This window comes from Phyllobacterium sp. T2-21, assembly GCF_055378485.1.
On record NZ_AP027912.1, the window covers coordinates 3,250,376 to 3,269,890 of the forward strand.

Sequence of the window (19,515 nt, forward strand, 5' to 3'; positions counted from 1 at the left end):
AAGTCAATGATCTGCTCTTAGCAGTTGCGGAAAGTTTCAAGATTTTTGCTTTCTTTCCCGTTGCGATTGCAAGCAGCCATTATCGGGATTTTTACCCAGCGAAGCACGCGAAATACTGCGGGAACGAGGTCGTACACTCATAAAATCTGGTTGAAATGGTATCAAGACCGCCAGCGCAGATGCGCCGGCGGTGCGCTGGCGGGATCAGAGGCCCGCGATCTTTCTCAGGTCGTCCACTGCGCCCGTACCGGCGGCAAGAACCGGTGCACCCCGGGTCAACGCCTCGCCCTTTGCCGGGAATGGATGGTGCCAGCCGCCTGCTTCCTTGACGAGGCAGTAACCGGCCATGCAGTCCCACGCATGCATGTAGGGCTCGTAATAACCGACAAGACGGCCAGCCGCGACATAGGCCAGCATGAGCGCGCCCGATCCGTTGCGGATGAAATTGCCGCCGGCTTCCAGCAGCTTTTCCACCAGCGATGCGACCACTGCCGGGGTAACGTGGTGATTGGCGCCGATACCCGTCACCGCATTGCGAATGGTCTTGCTCGGATCGATGGAGAGCGCCTTGCCGTTCAGGGTCGCGCCCATTCCGAGCGCCGACGCATAAAGCTCCTCATTGCACGGGACGTAGATGACCCCCACGACGATCTCCTCGCCGCGCAGTGCTGCAATGGAGATGCACCAGGTCGGCATGCCGTTGACGAACGGGCTCGTGCCGTCGATCGGATCGATCACCCAGGTGAACTCGGAGGTTCCCGCGCTGACGCCATATTCTTCGCCAAGCACCGCATCGCCGGGAAAGGCCGCCGCGATGCGGGCGCGGATCAGTTCTTCCACTTCCCGGTCGGCAATCGAGACCACATCCTGCGGATCGGCCTTGGTCTCGATGACCAGCCGCTCGCGCGCATTGAAATGCGCCAGCGCCACGGCGCCGGCTTCGACAGCCATTTTCTGGGCAAGAGCGAAACGGCCCTGCAACTCGGCTTCGGCATGCGATGTCATGATAGTCCTTTGAAAATGCAGTTTCAGTTGTTGATGATGGCGATGCCGCGATGGTGGAAGCCGATGCTGACACTGGTTGCGGGAGGAAGATTGCGGTCAACGGCCGGATCGACCACGAAGAGCGTTCCGGACGCGGTTTCCACTTCGTATTCGACGTGATCGCCGAGATAGGCGGCGTGCCGGATGCTACCGGCGAAGGCGCCGTTCCCACCCGCTTCCAGCGTGATCGCATTGGGCCGCACGGCGAGCTTCGCCGGTCCCAGCCGGGCGTTGCGGCCCGGCACGGCGTGTTCCAGCGTGCCGACGCGGATGATGGCGTTGCCGCCGTCGCTGCGCAGCACTTCACACGGCACCACATTGGCCTCGCCGATGAAATCCGCAATGAAGGATGAAGCCGGTGCTTCGTAAAGCTCGCGCGGCGAGCCCTGCTGGGCGATGACCCCGTCCTGCATGACGATGATCTGGTCGGATACCGCAAGCGCCTCTTCCTGATCATGCGTGACATAGACCGCAGTGAATCCCAGCCGCTGCTGCAGTTCGCGGATTTCGGTGCGCACGCGGCGGCGCAGCCGCGCGTCGAGATTGGACAGGGGTTCGTCCAGCAGCAGCACTTGCGGCTCCAGAACCAGCGCCCGCGCGACGGCAACACGCTGCTGCTGGCCGCCGGACAATTCCGCCGGAAGGCGCTGGCCGTAGCCGGAAAGGCCAACCTGCTTGAGCCCTTCTTCCGCCTTTTCCCGCGCGTCGGATTTCTTCATGCCCGAGGATTCAAGGCCATAGGCGACATTTTCCGCCACCGACATATGCGGAAACAGCGCATAGGACTGGAACACCATCGAGACATCGCGCTCATTGGCGGGCAGCATGGTGACATCCTTGCCGCCGATCAGGATACGGCCGGCGGACGGATGCTCCAGCCCGGCCAGCATGCGCAGGGTCGTGGTCTTGCCGCAGCCGGACGGGCCGAGCAGCGTGACCAGCGTACCGGGCTCGATCGTCAGCGAGAGATCGTGAATGGCCGTGAAATTGCCGAACTGCTTTTTGACATTGGAGAAAACGACGGAGCCGGTGCGATGGGTGGTCATGATGCGGCCTTTTCTTGTGGAGCGGCGGAGGGAACGAAAGCTGTCGCAACGCGGTTTTCGCGGCGCAGTTTTCGTTCGCCCACCAGAAGCTGGAAACAGGTGATGATGACGATCATGACAACGATCAGCATCGAGGAGTAGGCCACCGCCACGCCGTACTCGCCGTTTTCAACGAGCCCGACAATATAGGAAGTCGCCATATTATATTCGGCACTTACAAGGAATATGACAGCGCTGATCGAGGTGATGGCGCGCACGAAGGAATAGACCAGCGCGGCCACGATGGCCGGGCGCAGCAGCGGCAGAATCACCTTGCGGATGGTGCGGAAACTCGTCGCCCGCAGCGTCAGCGAGGCTTCGTCGAGACTCTTGTCGAGCTGGCTCATCGCCGCCACCCCGCCGCGCACGCCCACGGGCATGTTGCGGAAGACGAAACAGGCGATCAGGATCAGCGCCGTCCCGGTCATCTCCAGCGGCGGCAGGTTGAAGGCCATGATGTAGCTTATGCCGATGACCGTGCCGGGAATGGCAAAACTCATCATCAGGGCAAACTCGAAGACATTGCGGCCGACAAAGCGCTGGCGCACGATGAGATAAGCCGTGAGCAGGCCGACGGCCGCGGTCAGCGGCGCTGAAATCAGCGCGATCTTGATTGTTGTCCAGAACGAGTTCCAGGCAACGCCGGTCCAGGCAATGGCGCCATTGCTGAAGCTGAAGGAGAATGCCCGCTGGTAATGTTCCAGCGTCAGCGTGTTGTCGAGACCCCAGGTGCGCACGAAGCCGCCGAACAGGATCATGCCGTAGATGACGAGCGTGAACAGGATCCACGGAATGACGATCGCGTGGACGCCGATGGACAGGGAGCGTGGCAGGGCGATATGCGCGCCGGAATCGCCCTTGCCGGTGACTGTGGCAAAGCTTTTGCCTGCCAGCCAGACGCGCTGGGCGAGAAACGCCGAGAGCGTGAAGAACAGCAGGATGATCGCAAGCACCGCTGCCCGCGACGGATCATTCTGCGAACCGACGACGGCGAAGAAGATTTCCGTCGACAAAACGCCGTGGCTGCCGCCGAGCACCAGCGGGTTGCCGAAATCCGCCATGCTTTCGATGAAGCCGATGAGAAACGCATTGGCGAGACCGGGTTTCATCAAAGGCAGGGAAACCCGCCAGAATGTGCGCCAGCGGTCGGCGCGCAAAGTCTGCGATGCCTCTTCCATCGACGGGCTGACGCCCTCGACGACGCCGATCAGGACGAGGAACGAGATTGGCGTGAATGACAGGACCTGCGCGATCCATATGCCGGTCAGGCCGTAGAGCCAGCGGCCGGGCTCAATGCCGAAAAGCTCGGACAATTGCTGCGTCACCACGCCGGCGCGGCCGAACAAAAGGATCAGCGCCAGACCGATGACGAAGGGCGGCGTGATGATCGGCAGGATCGTCAGAAGACGCAGGCCCTTCTTGAACGGGAACCGGGTGCGGGTGGCGACCAGCGCAAAGCACAGGCCAAGGAGGGTGGAACCCGACGCGGCGAGAATGGCGAGGAACAGCGTGCGCCAGGCAATGCCGCAGCGGTTGCCGCCGACCACGCAATCGAGACTCCAGATCGACGGGTCCTGGATATTGCGCACGAACCCGGAAGGGTCGAACGAACCGTCAACGCTCTGGACCGAGCCGATCAGCATGCTGCCGACGGGATAGAACACGAAGATGGCAACGAGGAAGATGAGGAGCGCAATCGACGCGACGACAAAGGCGTCGCCGCGCAGCACGCCGCGTTCGGCCAGCCCGAAGGAAAACATCAGGACGAAGGACAGCGCAACCAGCCCGGCGCCCGCCCCCATGGACGGCTGCCCGTCGGCAAGCGGCCCGAACAGGCTTTCGCTGATCGCCCAGCTCCAGCCGGTGAAACCGATGGCAAGCCCCTGCAGAACCAGAAAGACAATGCCGGCAGCCCCTGCCCCGATGAGCAGATTGGCCCGCAGCGGCGATACCTTGAACGCCCATGCAGCCAGTCCCAGCGCGAACAACAGCGCGATGATGGCCAGCGACCAGCGGCCATGGCTGGCGATCTGCACAAGGCCGGGCGCTTCCGCCGCACCGGACGGGAATTTGCCCAGCCAGCCAAGGCCGTAGAATCCGCTTTCGATCCTGTACCACGGCACAAGGGCGAACCCGGCAAGGCCTATACCGAGAGCAATGTTCAATCTCCGGTCGCTACGTTCCATTGTGCTACCCAATACTGTCTTCAATGATGGAAATGGCTGGCGTGCCCGCATGGAAATAGCGGGCACGCGAAACTGCGGAACTCAGGTCAATTGGCGCTTGCGCCGATTTCCTTGTCCCAGCGGTCAAGCAGTTCCTTGCGCTTGGCCGGATCGCCATAGGTCTTGAAGTCATAATCGATGAGCTTGATGTCTTCGAACTTCGGCGCTTCCGGCGGAACGACCGCCGCCTTGTTCGATGGCAGCTGGAAGGATTTCGCTTCCTTCATGTGCGACTGCACGTCGGCAGACAGCGCCCAGTCATACCATTTCTTCGCCGCATCAAGATTGCGCGCGCCCTTGACGATCGACATGGAGCCGATTTCATAGCCCGTGCCTTCGCATGGCGCGACGGTTTTCACCGGGAAGCCTTCAACGGTCTGGGCCACCGAGTCATGCATGAAGACGATACCGAGCGCCGTTTCACCGCGCGCCGCGGCCTTCACCGGAGCGGAACCGGATTTCGTATACTGCGAGACATTGGCATTGAGCTTCTTCAGATAGTCATAGGCCTTGTCCTCGCCCATGATCTGCACCAGCGATGCGAGCGCCGTATAGGCTGTTCCCGACGAGTTCGGGTTGGCCATCTGGATCTCGCCCTTGAAGGACGGATCGAGCAGATCGGCCCAGCACTTGGCTTCCTTCATGCCCTTTTTCTTGACGATATCGGTGTTGTAACCCCATCCCAGCGCCCCGGCATAGACGCCGACGGTCTTGTAGCCGGAACTTTCTGCCTGCTTCTTGGCCCAATCCTGCAATTGGTCGAGCAGCGGCGATTTGTATTCCTGTGTCAGGCCCTCGGATGCCGCCTGCAGATGCGGATCGCCCGTGCCCGCCCACCAGATATCGGTCTTGGGGTTGCGCGCCTCGGCGCGGATTTTTGCATAGGTTTCGCCCGACGACAGACGCACCATGTTGACCTGAATGCCCGTATCCTTCTCAAACATGCCCTTCATCAGCTCGCAGATGACGACATCGGCCGAGCAGATCAGATTGAGATTGTCCGCCGCACGCGCCTCCATCGGCATCATCTGGATACCGGCGGCAAAAGCAGCAGCAATGGCAAAGACTGAACGCATGAATTTCTCCTCCCTGAAAAAACGGCACCTCCATGCCGCTGCTTGTTTTGCAAGCGTGTGCAAAAGTTTCACATGCGAACAGTTCATGTCAAGCCGGCTTATTGATTTTGTCCGATTAAATTTGAATATCCTTGCCTTGCGAAGAAGAGCAATCGTGTGCAATTTATAGAAAAACCGAATGTTGCCCGGGTGGAAATCTCGTTGAACAAGTCATTCATCAGCGCCGAAGACGTTGCAAAAAGAGCCGGTGTGTCGCGCTCGGCGGTTTCACGCACGTTCACCCCCGGCGCCAGCGTGTCCGACGAGACGCGCCGGCGCGTCATCGAAGCGGCGGATGCGCTCGGCTATCACGTCAACCAGCTTGCCCGCGGCCTGATGCGCAGCGAAAGCGGCATCGTCTGTCTCGTTGCCTCGGAAATGGACACGCCCTATCGCGCCCGGCTGGTGCGGGAACTGTCCCATGCGCTGCAGAAGGCCGGCAAGGTGTGCATGATCATCAACACCGACCGTTCGGACGGCAGCGTCGATGCCGCCCTGCGGCAGACGCTCAATTACCGGGCGGATGCGTCGATCCTGCTCTCCGGCCTCCCCGACAAGGCGATCACCAAACTCTGCCTCGACAGCGGGCAGCGCATTGTCCTGATCAACCGGGATGACGAGATCGAAGGGCCGTTCCGCATCAATCTCGATGACAGGCGCGCCGCGCGGGCGGCCGTCAATGCCTTCCTGCGTGCCGGCTGCCGCCGTCTGGCCTTTGCCAATTCGGCCGTCGGCACGCCAAGCCTGATGGCGCGCGAACATGGTTTCATTGCCGCCGCCGCCGAATTCGGGCTGGAGGTGACGGTGATCCGCCATGGCAACACGGTCTATGAGAGCGGGCAGCACATTGCCCGGATGCTGTTCACCCAGCCGACCCGGCCCGATGCGGTGTTCTGCGTCAACGATCTCATGGCGTTCGGGCTGATGGACAGCGCACGCCACGATTTCGGCCTGCGCATTCCGGACGAGCTTTGCGTCACCGGTTTCGACGACATCCCCCAGGCCGACTGGTCGTCCTACGCGCTGACAACATTTGCCCAGCCGGTCGAGGACATCGTCAGAACCAGTGTGGAGTGGCTGACCAATGACGCCGACGAGTCCGGATTGGACAACCGCTCCGTCAGCCTGCACGCATCGATGGTCTGGCGCAAAACCATCCGCACGCCGGGCCGATAGAACCGGCCTAATCCGTGGAAAAACTGCCCCAGACACGCACCCTGCCGCGTCCGGCGCGCTTTGCTTCGTAGAGAGCCCGGTCTGCCAGGTTCACCAATGCATCGGCGCCGTCCTGCGTGGCGGCGGGCAACTGTGCCAGCGCGCTGATGCCGATACTGACCGATGTCCGGCCAGCCGGAACATCCTCTTGATCCAGATGCAGGCCGGCGACGGCCTCCAGCAGGGTCGTGGCAATGTCCGCCGCCTCATCGATGCTGGCGCCCGGCAGTAGCGCCGCAAACTCTTCGCCGCCGAAACGCGCGACAACGCCGGTGCCCTTCCCGATCACCTTGCTGAGGACACGCCCCACCTGCACGAGGCACCGGTCCCCGGCCAGATGGCCATACACATCATTATAGGCCTTGAAGTAGTCGATATCGATCATCAGCAAGGCCAGCGGCTGCCCGTGATCACTCGCCCGTTCATATTCCCGCTTGAGCAGGCGGCTGAATTTGCGCCGGTTCGGCAGGCTGGTCAGATGATCGCTTTCCGACAGCTTTTTCAGTTTCCGGTTGGCTTCGAGCAGTTTCTGCTCCAGCTCCGTCCGCAACCGCACGGTTGAGGACAGCTCTTCTTCAATCTGTTTCTGGCTGCTGATGTCGACGCTGGTTGCCAGCAGCCGCAGCGGCGATCCGTCGGGACCATATTCGACGATCTTGCCGCGGCTGAGTATCCACGCTTCACCGCCATTGCCGCGCGGCACCCGGTAGACCGCTTCGAAATGCGGTTTCCGGCCGCTGACAACATCTTCGAATGCCTGGATCGTGCGGGCCTTGTCATCGGGATGCACGATGTCCCAGGCCACGTTCTCCGCCGCCGGGCTGGCCGGGTCCAGCCCGAGCAGGGTCCGGTATTGCGGCGAACGCCAGACCCGGTTCGTCGCAATATTCATATCCCATATCCATTGCCCGGCACTCTCGAGCGCATAGGTCGTGCGCTGCTCGATTTCGGCCAATCGCTCGGAAATCTTGGTCATGGTGGTGATATTGGTGTAGGCCACCGAAATTCCCGCCACTTCCCCAAGATCATTGGTCACCGGAGCGGCGGAAATCATCAGTGTTTCCGCCCCCCGCTGCATCGTGTGATCGGGAATGGGCTTTTCCTTCAGGGCAGCGATCAGGCTGGCGCGCAGCAAGGCGGCATGGTCGGGCACCACATCCTCCACCGACCGGCCAACCGCAAGATCGCTGCTGACGTCAAGCATCCGGGAAAGCTGATCGTTGACCGTGACAAAGATGCCGTCGCGATTGAGATAGCAAAGCCCGACCGGGACCTTGTCATAGACGGCTTCAATCTGGAGCAAGCGGTCGCCACCACGCTCATTCTGGGTGTCGAACGGTGAGTTTCGCGACTTACTCGATGGCATTACGCAATCTTCGCTCCTCTGCAGTCACCCACCGCATTATGTCTACTTTGGCGACGGGAGAGCCGGAGCGTCAAGTTAAATACTGCAATCTAAGGTTAATTATCATTCACCTGTTCAACCCAGTGATAGGCCGATAAAGCACTGGGCTTAAGCGATCTGGATGCGCTGCTGCTTCTCGAACCGCTTGATCAACCGGTCGCGCTTGAGCCTCGACAGCCGGTACAGCCAGAAAATGCCGTCGAGCTGATCGATCTCGTGCTGCAGGCAAACCGCAAGCAGCCCGTCCGCTTCCTGCGTCTGCGCCGTGCCGGATATATCCTGATAGCGGATGCGGATTGCCGCCGGGCGTTCGACCTCGTCATTCATGCCGGGCATCGACACGCTGCCCTCCATGTTCCTGACCAGCACATCCGATGACCATTCGATCGTCGGATTGATGTAGGACCGCACGCCCTGGCCATCCGCAAGCTCGATGACAACGACACGTTTGAGGACACCGATATGCGGCGCGGTTATGCCGATGCCCGGCGCATCGCGCATCGTGTCGAGAAGATCGGCAACGAGGTGCTGCAAACCGTCATCGAATACGGTGACAATGTCTGCCCTCGCCCGCAGATCGGGATGGGGGAATTTCAGAATCCTGCGGATCGTCATATCGATACTCCAGCCGGGCCGCGTGGCAGATCAGCAACGCACCGGCTTCCAGTTGCCTCAAACAGGTGCCTGAATGCAAGCTTGCTTTACAAGCGGCACCCCGCCCGATAATCCACAGGAGAATACTGCGGTCTTCGTTATCCGACGGACTGACCCAACGAGGCTGATGCATGTCCTCCAGCGAAACCGAGATCAAGCAACAGGTTCTGCCCAAGGGCGCGCTGTATATGACGCTGCTGGCTTTGGCCACGACGATTGCCTCGTTCATCGTCATGATGGGCATCACCAGCATCTCGCCGACGAAAGAGATAACCCAGCTCATCATCGCGGCCAACACCGTTTCGATCCTGCTGCTGGTCTATCTGTCCTATGCCACGGTGCGCAAACTCTTCCTGTTCAAGAACAAGGAAAAGCACAATGACCTGCACACCAACATTGCCTTCATCTTTGCACTGATCGCATCGATTCCGTCGATCATCGTGGCCTGTTTTTCCCTGATCATCCTCGACAACCGGCTGAACTCATGGATCAACGTCGACAACAACAAGATCATCGACATGTCCATCAAGGCCGCGCAGTCCTATACCGAGGACAATGCGCAGAACCTTTTGACCACGACCCTGTCCATGGTCATCGAACTCGACCAGCGGCGCATGCTTTTCAGCCTGGATCGCGGCGCCTTTTCCGACTGGCTGACCTATGATGCCGGCCGCAACAACCTTTTGGGCGCATCCCTGGTCGATTCGAGCGGCACGCCCGTCGTCAGCGCCAGTCTCATCAACGACCATACCTTGCCGCCGGTGCCCCTGTCGGCCCTGCGCGGCGCCGCCGGCGACCGGCCGGTGCTGATCCCGCCGGGCGCCACCAATCTCGTGGGCGCGGTGATCAAGACGCAGGCCCTGCCCGATCTCTATCTCTACACCGTGCGCACGATCGATCCCTCGGCCCTCAACAACATGCGGATCATGACCGACAACAACAGCGAGTACCAATCGCTGGCCAGCAACCGCAAGAACACACAGATCGCCTATGCGCTGCTTTACATCGAACTGACGCTGCTGCTGCTGCTCACCGCCGTCTGGACGGGCATCGCGGTAGCCAACCGCGTCGTCCAGCCGATCCGCCTGCTGATCGGCGCGGCGGAAGAAGTGGCAACCGGCGATTTCGACGTCTCGGTTCCCGTGCGCGGTTCCGATGGCGACATCGGGTCGCTGTCCCTCACCTTCAACAATATGGTGCAGCAGCTGAAGACCCAGCACACCGACCTGATTTCCGCCAAGGAGCAGATCGACGAGCGCCGGCGCTTTACCGAAGCCGTGCTTTCGGGGGTGACCGCCGGGGTGATCAGCGTCAACACGGAAGGCGACATCGCCGTCATCAACCGGCCGGCGGAAACCATGCTGCTGGGTGATCACGTCTCCACCATCGGCAGCAACCTGACGGAGCTCCTGCCGGAATTCGGCGAAGTGTTCACCACGGCGCGTGACAGCGGCCGCTCCTCGAGCCGCAAGCAGATCGCCATGACCCGCAACGGCGTCGCCCGCTCCTTCAACGTCCAGATCACCCGGGAAGACGCGGACACGCACAACACATCCTACGTGGTGACCGTCGACGACATCACCGATCTGGTGGCCGCGCACCGCTCCTCAGCCTGGGCTGACGTGGCCCGGCGCATCGCCCACGAGATCAAGAATCCGCTGACCCCCATTCAGCTTTCCGCCGAACGGCTGCGCCGCCGCTATGGCAAGGTGATCACCGAGGACCGCGAGGTTTTCGACCAGTGCACCGAGACCATCATCCGGCAGGTCGGGGATATCGGCCGCATGGTGGACGAGTTTTCCGAATTTGCGCGCATGCCCAAGCCGCAACTGGCGGCGACCGACATCCGCGATGTGCTGCGCGATGCATCGTTCCTTGTCGAAATCAGCAACAGCCAGATCAAGTTTGCCCACGAATTCGCCGACGAACCGCTGATCGGCAATTTCGACAGCCGCCTTTTGGGGCAGGCATTCGGCAACATCATCAAGAACGCGTCGGAATCCATCGATGCGGTGCTGCAGTCGGGCGTCATCAGCGAAGGCCATATATTGGTGCGGGCCATGGCAGCCGGTCCTTCCATCGTTGCCGAGGTGCTGGACAACGGCAAGGGCCTGCCGGCTGAGAACCGCCACCAGCTGCTGGAGCCCTACGTGACCACCCGCGAAAAGGGAACGGGACTTGGCCTGGCCATCGTCAAGAAGATTGTCGAGGATCACGGCGGGCAACTGGAAATGCACGACGCACCGGCCAGTTTCCATGCGGGGCGCGGTGCCCTTGTCCGAATGGTCTTTCCAAGAGTGGTCGTTTAACGAAAAGTTAACGCAATTTCACGACTCCGATATCAAATGTGATGATTCTGTGGCGGACAACAAATTGAGCGGCACATCCAAAAGTGCTATTGTCGGCTTGCTGTTATCCGGATGGCTGAACACCCGTTCCGCACGCTCCGGCAGCAGGACATGAATCACTCCGAGCAAAAACGATCGTTGGCCATCAGAGTCAGCGGCGGGTGTTCGTGATCCTTGAGAACGCGCCGGATTATCCGGCTACGCTCAACAGGAGGCAGGCGATGCGACACGTTAAGGAAAATGGCGATTTATCCAATTGGATGACGTGCTCGGTCATTTTGTTCGGCGCACTGATGGTGGCTGCGGTTATCCTTGCAATCTGATCATCCGATAAACATCGCAGATCAATCTCCGGCGATACGCGAGCGAGCGTATCGCCTTTGCTTGCTGTTTTGCCGGCGCACCCTTCCACTCCGTGACTTCGCACTTGCGGCCGGTGCGATCACCTTCCCGTTACTACCTCTGGTAAGCACCGCTTTTCTGTGCCAACAATCGCCTATGCTGCGTTGACTTTGACACCTGTCCCACGGGATGCGGATAACCGAGGAGCGGCCGAATGATAGCCCTGAATATAAACGGCGAAGAGCGCAATGTGGATGTGCCGGAGGATATGCCTCTGCTCTGGGTGCTGCGTGACGTGATCGGCCTGACCGGCACCAAGTTCGGCTGCGGCATTGCCCAGTGCGGCGCCTGCACCGTGCAGCTGGACGGGCGGCCCGTGCGCTCCTGCGTCCTGCCTGTCGCCTCCGTCGGCGCCCGCAAGGTCACGACGATCGAGGCCATCGGCGCCACGCCGGCGGGCAAGAAGATACAGGACGCCTGGCTTGATCTGGAGGTCATCCAGTGCGGCTACTGCCAGTCCGGGCAGATCATGTCTGCCTCGGCCCTGCTCGATCGCAATCCTGACCCCAGCGACCGGGATATCGATGCGGCCATGTCCGGCAATATCTGCCGGTGCGGCACCTATACCCGGATACGAGCGGCGATAAAACAGGCCGCGAAGGCCTGAGGAAATGGAGATAGCCAGCATGAGCAAGCCATCCTCCTCCCCCTCCCCGAAAACAGCCACCTCGCGCCGCGCCTTCCTGCAGGGCGGCGGACTGCTTCTGGGATTTGCATTGTTCGGCGCAGGCATCAAACCGGTGCTTGCGGCGAGCACCGCACAGCCGGTTGACGGCGATGTCACCGCCGCCTTTGCGCCCGATGCCTTCATCCGCATCGGCACGGACGGGCTGATCACCCTCATCCTTCCCAATATCGAAATGGGCCAGGGCACCCATACCGGCGAAGCGACGCTGATTGCCGAGGAACTGGAAGTCAGCCTCGATCAGGTGAAGGCCGTCGATGCGCCGCCGAACGACAAGCTCTACGCCACGGCAGCCTTGGGCGGACAGGCGACCGGCGGCTCCACCTCCATGCGTGCCACGTGGGAACCCCTGCGCAAGGCCGGCGCAACCGCGCGGATGATGCTGGTTGCCGCAGCCGCCGCGGAATGGTCGGTGCCCGTGAGCGAATGCGTAGCCAGGCTTGGCGTGGTGACCCACCAGCCAACCGGACGCCAGCTTGCCTATGGCGCGCTTGCCGACGCGGCAGCCAGGCAACCCGTGCCGGCCGAGGTAAAACTGAAGGACCAGAAGGATTTCCAGCTGATCGGCAAGTCGAGCCGCAGGCTGGACACGCCGGGCAAGGTCAACGGCGCCGTGAAATACGGGATCGATATCCGCGTGCCTGACATGAAGGTGGCAACCGTCGCGGCCTGCCCTGTCCTCGGCGGCAAGCTCGGGGATGTCGACGACAAGGCCGCGCGCGCCATTCCCGGCGTGCGCGATGTCGTCCGGCTGGACAACGCCGTTGCCGTGATCGGCGATCATTTCTGGGCGGCGAAAAAGGGCCTGGAAGCCCTCGATATCACCTGGGTCGAAGGGGCGAACGCCAACCTTGCCAGTGCCAACATCATGGCGGCGCTGAAAGCCGCATCCGAGCGCAAGAAGCCGATCATGGCGCGCCAGGAAGGCGATGTGGACGGCAGGATGAAAGCCGCCGCCACGAAGGTCGAGGCGACCTACGAGCTGCCATTCCTCGCCCATGCCCCGATGGAGCCGATCAACTGTGTCGTGCATGTGCGGCCCGATGAGTGCGAAATCTGGGTCGGCACGCAGGTCCCGGCTATCGCACAAGGGCTTGCTGCAAAAGTAACCGGCTTTCCCCTGGAGAAAGTCATCCTGCACAATCAGCTCATCGGCGGCGGCTTTGGCCGGCGTCTCGTGGCGGAATCCGTGGCGCAGGCTGTCGCCATCGCCAGGCAGGTGAGCTATCCCGTCAAAATCATCTGGACCCGGGAAGAGGACATCCAGCACGATCTTTACCGCCCCGCCTATTACGACCGCATAGCCGCCGGGCTGGGTGCCGACGGATTGCCGACCGTCTGGGTCGACCACGTGGCCGGCGGTTCGGTGCTCGGAAACTACATCCCGGGCGGCTGGCCCGAGGACAAGCTTGACGATGACGCGGTCGAAGGCGCGGCCAAGCCGCCCTACGACCTGCCGGTCATTCAGGTCGACTGGGTGCGCGAGGACCCGCCCGTTCCCATCACCTGGTGGCGCGGGGTCGGCCCCACGCACAATGTCTTCGTGGTTGAAAGCTTCATGGATGAACTCGCCCATGCGGCGGGCAAGGACCCGGTGGAATACCGCCGCGCCCTGACTAGGAACCAGCCGCGTGCGGCGGGCGTTCTCGAACTTGTCGCCGAGAAATCCGGCTGGGGAACGCCGCTTGCCGCCGGCATGGGCCGGGGCATCTCCCTGCACGATGCCTTTGGCAGCTACATGGCCGCGGTGCTGGAAATCTCGGTTTCTCCGGCGGGCGAAATCACGCTGCACCGCGCCGTTGTGGCCGTCGATTGCGGCATCACCATCAACCCCAACACGGTGGAAGCCCAGATCGAAGGCGGGCTGATCTTCGGTCTTTCCGCCGCGCTCTACAGCGGCATCACCTTCACCGATGGCCGCGTCGACCAGAGCAATTTCCACGACTACCGCATCCTGCGCAACAATGAAGCGCCGAAGATCGAAATCCACCACGTCAAGAGCAGCGAATCCCCTGGCGGTATCGGCGAGACCGCAACGGTTTCGGCAGCGCCCGCCCTTGCCAATGCCATCTTCGCGGCCACGGGCAAGCGCCTGCGCACGCTTCCCTTCAACCGCGACGCGTTGAAAACAGACGGCACCGACAAGAAAAGCGTGTCGATGATTCCTCCGCTCGCGGCCCCTCTGGCGGCAGCATTGGCGAGCGCAAAGCCGGCCGATACCGAACTCGAAAAGCTGTGAGACCCTGAATCATGAAAAGACTCGGCCTCCTCCTGCTCGCCGCCGTGGTTGTCATTGCGGCAGGCGTCGCGATCTTCCTGTTCAAGCCGGCCTCCTTGCCGGATGTTTCTGAAGCACAGGCGAAGCTGCCGACAGGACAGGCGCTGATCGATCGCGGTGAATATCTCACCCGTGCGGCCGACTGCGTTGCCTGCCACACCACCGCCGGCGGCAAGCCCTACGCCGGAGGGCTCGCCTTCAAACTGCCGTTCGGCACGATCTATTCGCCCAACATCACGGCGGACAAGGATACCGGCATCGGCAATTGGAGCGATGCGGAATTCGTGCGCGCGCTGCATCAGGGCATCGACAAGGACGGGCAGAATCTCTACCCCGCCTTTTCCTATGCCGCCTATGCCCAGATGACGACGGAAGATGCACTGGCGATCAAGGCCTATCTCTTCAGCCTGCCGCCGATCAAGGCCGACGCGCCGAAGAACGAACTGGGTTTCCCCTTCAACCAGCGCTATGTCATGCGCTTCTGGAACCTGCTTTTCGTGCCGAGCGGCCCGCTGCAGCCTGACCCGGCACAGACGGCTGAATGGAATCGCGGCGCCTATCTGGTCGAAGCCATGGCCCATTGCGGCGAGTGCCACACCCCGCGCAACGTGTTCTACGCCGTCGACAATGGCAGGAAATTCGCCGGGGCCGAACTGCAGGGCTGGAAAGCCTACAATATCAGCTCCGACAAGCGCACCGGCATCGGCGGCTGGAGCGACCAGCAGCTCTTCGACTACCTCTCGAAAGGCCATGCGGAGGGGCGCGGCGCCGCCACCGGCAGCATGGGGGAAGCCGTCGACTTCAGCCTGCGCCATCTGACGCCGGAAGACATCAAGGCCATCGTCACCTATGTCAAATCGGTGCCGCCGCAGACGTCCACCGACAAGGCTGTGGTCGAAGCGGAACCCGCTGCGCTCACGGCATCCACCGCCTATGCCCCTGCTGTGGACGCGGCAACGCAGGACGGGCTTGGTCTCAAGCTTTTCCAGGGCGCCTGCGCCAGCTGTCACGGCTGGAACGGCGAAGGACTGCAAACGCCCTATGCCGCGCTGAAAGGCAGCCGGACCGTCAACGACCCCGATGGCACCAATCTCATCCAGGTCATCCTCAAAGGCGCCCACATGACCACGCCGCAAGGAAGGCAGTCCATGCCGGCCTTCGCCAATGCCTATTCGGATGTCGAGATCGCGGCGCTCAGCAACTACGTGCTGGGGCATTTCGGCGGCAAGCAATCAGCCATTACGCCCGCGGATGTGGCCAAGGCGCGCACACAATAGACGGTAGGGCAGGATGGTCGAGATATCACTTGATTTAGGGAATGATCTTTCCCTATATTAGGGCATGACCGAAACCACCGCATCTGACACCATGCGCGGCCGTGGCCGCCCCCGCGAATTCGATATGAACGAAGCGCTCGATAAGGCTTTGCGCGTCTTCAGCGAACGCGGCTACCACGCCACCTCGATCGGCAATCTGACCGACGCCATGCAATTGGCTTCAGGCAGCGTCTACAAGGCGTTCAAGGACAAGCGCGGCGTGTTTCTGGCCGCCTTTGACCGGTACCGGACCGTGCGCAGCGGCAAGCTGCGCGCCGTCATTGATACGGACAAGACGGGCTATGAACGCATCCGCGACGCCTTGACCCTTTATGCCGATGTCTCGCATGGCCAGACAGGGAAATTGGGCTGCCTTGTCGTCAGTTGCGCCAGCGAGCTGGCAACGTTCGATCCGGAAGTCGCGAAAAAAGTCGCGGCTGCTATGGATAGCAATGAAGCCGTGCTGCGGGACCTGATCGAGCTGGGCCGGAACGACGGCTCGGTGCCTGCCCATGTCGATGGCAAGGCGACGGCGCGGCTGCTGCTCTGTTTGGTGCAGGGCATGCGCGTTGTCGGAAAAACCGGCCGTACACGCGAAGAAATGCTGGCCGCCGTGACCGTGGCCATGAAGACCCTGACCTGATCGCATCCATCAATAAACGCTCAATTCCCTCCCAAGGAGTTACCCATGTCGTCCCCCCATTCAGACACCCCGTCTGATCATCCGGCCATTTCCCCGTGGCTGACACTGCTGCTGGCGACAGCCTGCGGGCTGATTGCCGCCAATCTCTATTACGGCCAGCCGCTGGCCGGGCCCATCAGCGCGGAACTTGGCATGTCGCCGGCAGCCGCCGGCCTCATCGTCACGCTGACGCAGATTGGCTATGGCCTCGGCCTGTTGCTGATCGTGCCGCTGGGCGATCTCTTCGAAAACCGCCGCCTGATCCTGACCGTCATTTTCGCCGGTGCAGCCGCGCTGCTCGCTGCCGGACTGGTCACCCATCCCCTGCCGTTCCTCGCCGCCGCCCTCTTCATCGGGCTTGGCTCGGTCGCCGTACAGATCCTCGTCCCCTATGCCGCCCACATGGCTCCGGAAGCCGCACGCGGCAAGGTTGTCGGCAATGTCGTCAGCGGCCTGATGCTGGGCATCATGCTGGCGCGCCCCGCCTCCAGCTTCATCGCGCAGTTTTCCTCGTGGCACGTGGTGTTCTACCTCTCCTCCGCCGCGATGATCGTCCTGATGATCGTGCTGGCATTGGCCCTGCCGAAGCGGGTTCCCGCCTCGAAACTCGCCTACCGCCATTTGCTGTCATCCATGGGCCGTCTGGCGGTGACAACGCCGATCCTGCAGCGCCGCGCGCTGTATCAGGCCTGCATGTTCGGAGCCTTCAGTGTGTTCTGGACCACGACACCGCTGCTGCTGGCCGGACCGGAATTCGGCCTGTCGCAGGGTGGCATTGCCCTGTTTGCGCTCGCCGGGGTTGCCGGCGCCATTGCGGCCCCCATTGCCGGACGCTGGGCCGATCGCGGCCTGACGCGCCCGGCAACGATCTTTGCCCTGCTGCTGGTATCGGCATCGTTTCTGATGACGCATCTGGCGCCGCATGGCTCGACACTGGCGCTCGGCCTGCTCACGGCAGCCGCCATCCTGCTCGACTTTGGCGTCACCACCAATCTCGTGCTGGGACAGCGGGCGATCTTCTCGCTCGGACCGGAATACCGCAACCGCCTGAACGGGCTTTACATGGCGACATTCTTTGCCGGCGGCGCCATCGGTTCGGCCGTCGGCGGCTGGGCCTTTGCCCATGGCGGCTGGTGGCTGACCTCCTGGATCGGCTTTGCCCTTCCGGTGCTGGCGCTTCTCTATTTCACCACGGAAAAGCGCGCCGTGCTGGTGCCCGCCACATGAAACTCAATGCGGGGCCGCCAAAGCCCCGCAGCCCGGCACGTCCTCCAGCCGGTAATAGACCGGGATACCCCGCTCATTGGCAAGGCGGACATCATTGTCCGCCCCCTTTGAATCACCGGGCAGGCGCAGGATCGCATCGCACAGCGCGATCAGCCGCCCGGCCGCCGGATGGAATATCTGGTCGTAGAGCGCATCGCCGATCGTCTTACCGCCCGCCGCATGCCATACGGGCAAGGCCACCCATTCGCCGATCATCGGCAGATGTCCGGCCTGAAACAGTGGCCAGGACACCTCCTCCAGCCGCTTGAGATTGTCAGCCATCTTGCCGGCATCGTCATTGGTTCCGGACCGGTATGGCCCGGCGATCAGAATAAGCATGTTCTTCTCCGTATGTGTTGTGAGGATCAAGCGAAAATGTGCAGGGCGGCGTGCTGCAGCAGCATGATTGTCTTGCCGTCCTGAATGGCGCCGCTGCCGATCATGGCCAGTGCCTGGGCAAAGGGCAGTTCGAGGACATCGATATCCTCGCCCTCGGCTGCTTCGCCGCCGCCATCCGAAACCTGGTCCGACGAAGCGTATTCCCCGACAAAGAAGTAGAGCTTTTCGGTCACCGACCCCGGACTCATGAAGGCTTCGAAGACTTTGCGCACATGCTGCACGCGATAGCCGGTCTCCTCCTCCGCTTCCTTGCGGATGCGCTCCTCCGGCGAGATATTGTCGAGCAGCCCGGCAGGTGCCTCGATCAACAGCTCGCTGCAGCCGTTGACGAAGGCGGGGTAGCGGAACTGGCGCGTCAGGATGACCGTGCGCCGCGCCCTGTCATAGAGCAGGATCACCGCGCCATTGCCGCGATCATAGGTTTCCCGGTTCTGCGTCTGCCACGTGCCGTCGCGGCGCAGATAATCGAATGTCGTCTTTTTCAGCACGAACCAGTCATCGGCAAGAATTTTCACGGTCCGGACACGGACACGGTCGGCAAGCTTGGTCATTGGGCACCACCATGGGATAGGATTGGCTTGATAAAACGTGCAACTTCGTGCAGAGTCAAGAAATATCGTGCAATATTTTGAGGACCACATGCTGACGCAACAGCGCAAGGCGCATATTCTCGCGGTTCTGAAGGATACAGGACAGGTCGTCGCCAAGACCCTGAGCGAGCAACTCAACCTGTCGGAAGATACGATCCGCCGGGATCTGCGCGAGCTGGCGGCGGAGGGACTGCTGCAGCGGGTGCATGGCGGCGCTCTGCCCGCCTCGCCTGCCCTTGCCGACTTTTCGGGACGCCAGGCCATTGCCACCGATGGAAAGAAAGCCATCGGCCGCGCGGCGGCAGCCATGATCCGGCCCGGACAGGTGGTGTTTGTCGACGGCGGCACGACGGCCGTGCAGCTCGTCCGCCATTTGCCGCCGGGGCTCAAGGCAACCATCGTCACCCACAGCCCCAGCATCGCTGTCGAGCTCGTTGCGCATCCCGGCATGACGGTGGAGATGATCGGCGGGCGGCTGTTCAAGCATTCTGTCGTCGCCGTGGGTGCATCGGCCATCGAATCCATCGCCCGATACCGCGCCGACATCTATTTCATGGGCGTCACCGGCATTCACCCGGAAATCGGCCTGACGACAGGCGATTCCGAAGAAGCTGTCATCAAGCGGGCACTATCCCGCCATGCGGCGGAAACCATCGTTCTCGCCTCCTCCGAAAAACTGGGCGCCGCATCGCCTTACGTGGTGGTGCCGCTGAACGGCGTTCAGGGATTGATCGTCGAACGCGGCACACGGGACGAAACCATGGCGGCCTATCGTGCGGCCGGGGTGAGCGTGACGGTGGCCTAGA

General features: G+C 61.8%; 16 protein-coding genes. 8 read left to right on the plus strand and 8 right to left on the minus strand.

From position 1 onward, the window contains the following. Positions 1-204 precede the first annotated feature (204 nt). From ACZ5FP_RS16225 to ACZ5FP_RS16240, 4 genes are all read right to left on the minus strand, one after another. The gene (locus ACZ5FP_RS16225) at positions 205-1,005 is read right to left on the minus strand and encodes an inositol monophosphatase family protein (protein WP_289015085.1); all 801 of its coding nucleotides are present in this window, start codon (positions 1,003-1,005) and stop codon (positions 205-207) included. Positions 1,006-1,028: 23 nt separating this feature from the next. Next, a complete protein-coding gene (locus ACZ5FP_RS16230) occupies positions 1,029-2,090 on the minus strand; it encodes an ABC transporter ATP-binding protein (RefSeq protein WP_464661266.1) in 1,062 nt (353 codons plus the stop codon). Next, positions 2,087-4,315: an ABC transporter permease gene (locus ACZ5FP_RS16235; protein ID WP_464661267.1), complete on the minus strand. Its 2,229-nt coding sequence runs from the start codon at positions 4,313-4,315 to the stop codon at positions 2,087-2,089. The genes ACZ5FP_RS16230 and ACZ5FP_RS16235 overlap by 4 nt, the downstream gene beginning before the upstream one ends. 86 nt (positions 4,316-4,401) lie before the next feature. Then, positions 4,402-5,430, minus strand: coding sequence for an ABC transporter substrate-binding protein (locus ACZ5FP_RS16240; RefSeq protein ID WP_464661268.1), 1,029 nt, complete (start codon positions 5,428-5,430; stop codon positions 4,402-4,404). Between the two features lie 201 nt (positions 5,431-5,631). On the opposite strand from ACZ5FP_RS16240, the gene ACZ5FP_RS16245 reads away from it, so the two are divergent. After that, complete coding sequence (locus ACZ5FP_RS16245; protein WP_464661269.1) at positions 5,632-6,645, plus strand: LacI family DNA-binding transcriptional regulator; 1,014 nt, start codon at positions 5,632-5,634, stop codon at positions 6,643-6,645. 7 nt (positions 6,646-6,652) lie between these two features. Here ACZ5FP_RS16245 and ACZ5FP_RS16250 read toward each other — a convergent pair whose 3' ends face one another. Next, positions 6,653-7,987, minus strand: a complete 1,335-nt coding sequence (locus tag ACZ5FP_RS16250; protein ID WP_464661270.1) for a sensor domain-containing diguanylate cyclase — start codon at positions 7,985-7,987, stop codon at positions 6,653-6,655. 210 nt (positions 7,988-8,197) lie between these two features. Next, complete coding sequence (locus tag ACZ5FP_RS16255) at positions 8,198-8,704, minus strand: peptide deformylase (RefSeq protein WP_464661271.1); 507 nt, start codon at positions 8,702-8,704, stop codon at positions 8,198-8,200. Between the two features lie 170 nt (positions 8,705-8,874). Between ACZ5FP_RS16255 and ACZ5FP_RS16260 the strand changes: the two genes are divergently transcribed. The 6 genes from ACZ5FP_RS16260 (at position 8,875) to ACZ5FP_RS16285 (ending at position 17,681) form a co-directional block, all read left to right on the plus strand. Further along, positions 8,875-11,052 carry a sensor histidine kinase gene (locus ACZ5FP_RS16260; protein ID WP_464661272.1) on the plus strand — a complete coding sequence of 726 codons (2,178 nt, stop codon included), beginning with the start codon at positions 8,875-8,877 and terminating at the stop codon, positions 11,050-11,052. Positions 11,053-11,647: 595 nt separating this feature from the next. Next, positions 11,648-12,100 (plus strand): (2Fe-2S)-binding protein, encoded by a 453-nt coding sequence (locus tag ACZ5FP_RS16265; protein WP_223612668.1) that lies wholly within the window; start codon positions 11,648-11,650, stop codon positions 12,098-12,100. Positions 12,101-12,119: 19 nt separating this feature from the next. Next, a complete protein-coding gene (locus ACZ5FP_RS16270; RefSeq protein ID WP_464661273.1) occupies positions 12,120-14,417 on the plus strand; it encodes a xanthine dehydrogenase family protein molybdopterin-binding subunit in 2,298 nt (765 codons plus the stop codon). Between the two features lie 11 nt (positions 14,418-14,428). Beyond that, positions 14,429-15,733 (plus strand): c-type cytochrome, encoded by a 1,305-nt coding sequence (locus ACZ5FP_RS16275; protein WP_464661274.1) that lies wholly within the window; start codon positions 14,429-14,431, stop codon positions 15,731-15,733. 64 nt (positions 15,734-15,797) lie between these two features. Beyond that, positions 15,798-16,415, plus strand: a complete 618-nt coding sequence (locus ACZ5FP_RS16280; RefSeq protein ID WP_464661275.1) for a TetR/AcrR family transcriptional regulator — start codon at positions 15,798-15,800, stop codon at positions 16,413-16,415. A 45-nt stretch (positions 16,416-16,460) separates the two neighbouring features. After that, positions 16,461-17,681, plus strand: coding sequence for an MFS transporter (locus ACZ5FP_RS16285; RefSeq protein WP_464661276.1), 1,221 nt, complete (start codon positions 16,461-16,463; stop codon positions 17,679-17,681). Positions 17,682-17,684: 3 nt separating this feature from the next. Here ACZ5FP_RS16285 and ACZ5FP_RS16290 read toward each other — a convergent pair whose 3' ends face one another. Both ACZ5FP_RS16290 and ACZ5FP_RS16295 read right to left on the minus strand, forming a co-directional pair. Beyond that, positions 17,685-18,059 (minus strand): DUF4406 domain-containing protein, encoded by a 375-nt coding sequence (locus tag ACZ5FP_RS16290; protein WP_223612663.1) that lies wholly within the window; start codon positions 18,057-18,059, stop codon positions 17,685-17,687. A 26-nt stretch (positions 18,060-18,085) separates the two neighbouring features. Further along, the gene (locus tag ACZ5FP_RS16295; protein ID WP_464661277.1) at positions 18,086-18,670 is read right to left on the minus strand and encodes an NUDIX domain-containing protein; all 585 of its coding nucleotides are present in this window, start codon (positions 18,668-18,670) and stop codon (positions 18,086-18,088) included. Between the two features lie 88 nt (positions 18,671-18,758). Here ACZ5FP_RS16295 and ACZ5FP_RS16300 point away from each other — a divergent pair, with 88 nt between their 5' ends. Continuing rightward, entirely contained in the window at positions 18,759-19,514 is a 756-nt protein-coding gene (locus tag ACZ5FP_RS16300) for a DeoR/GlpR family DNA-binding transcription regulator (RefSeq protein WP_464661278.1), read from the plus strand. The last annotated feature ends 1 nt before the right edge of the window (position 19,515 follow it).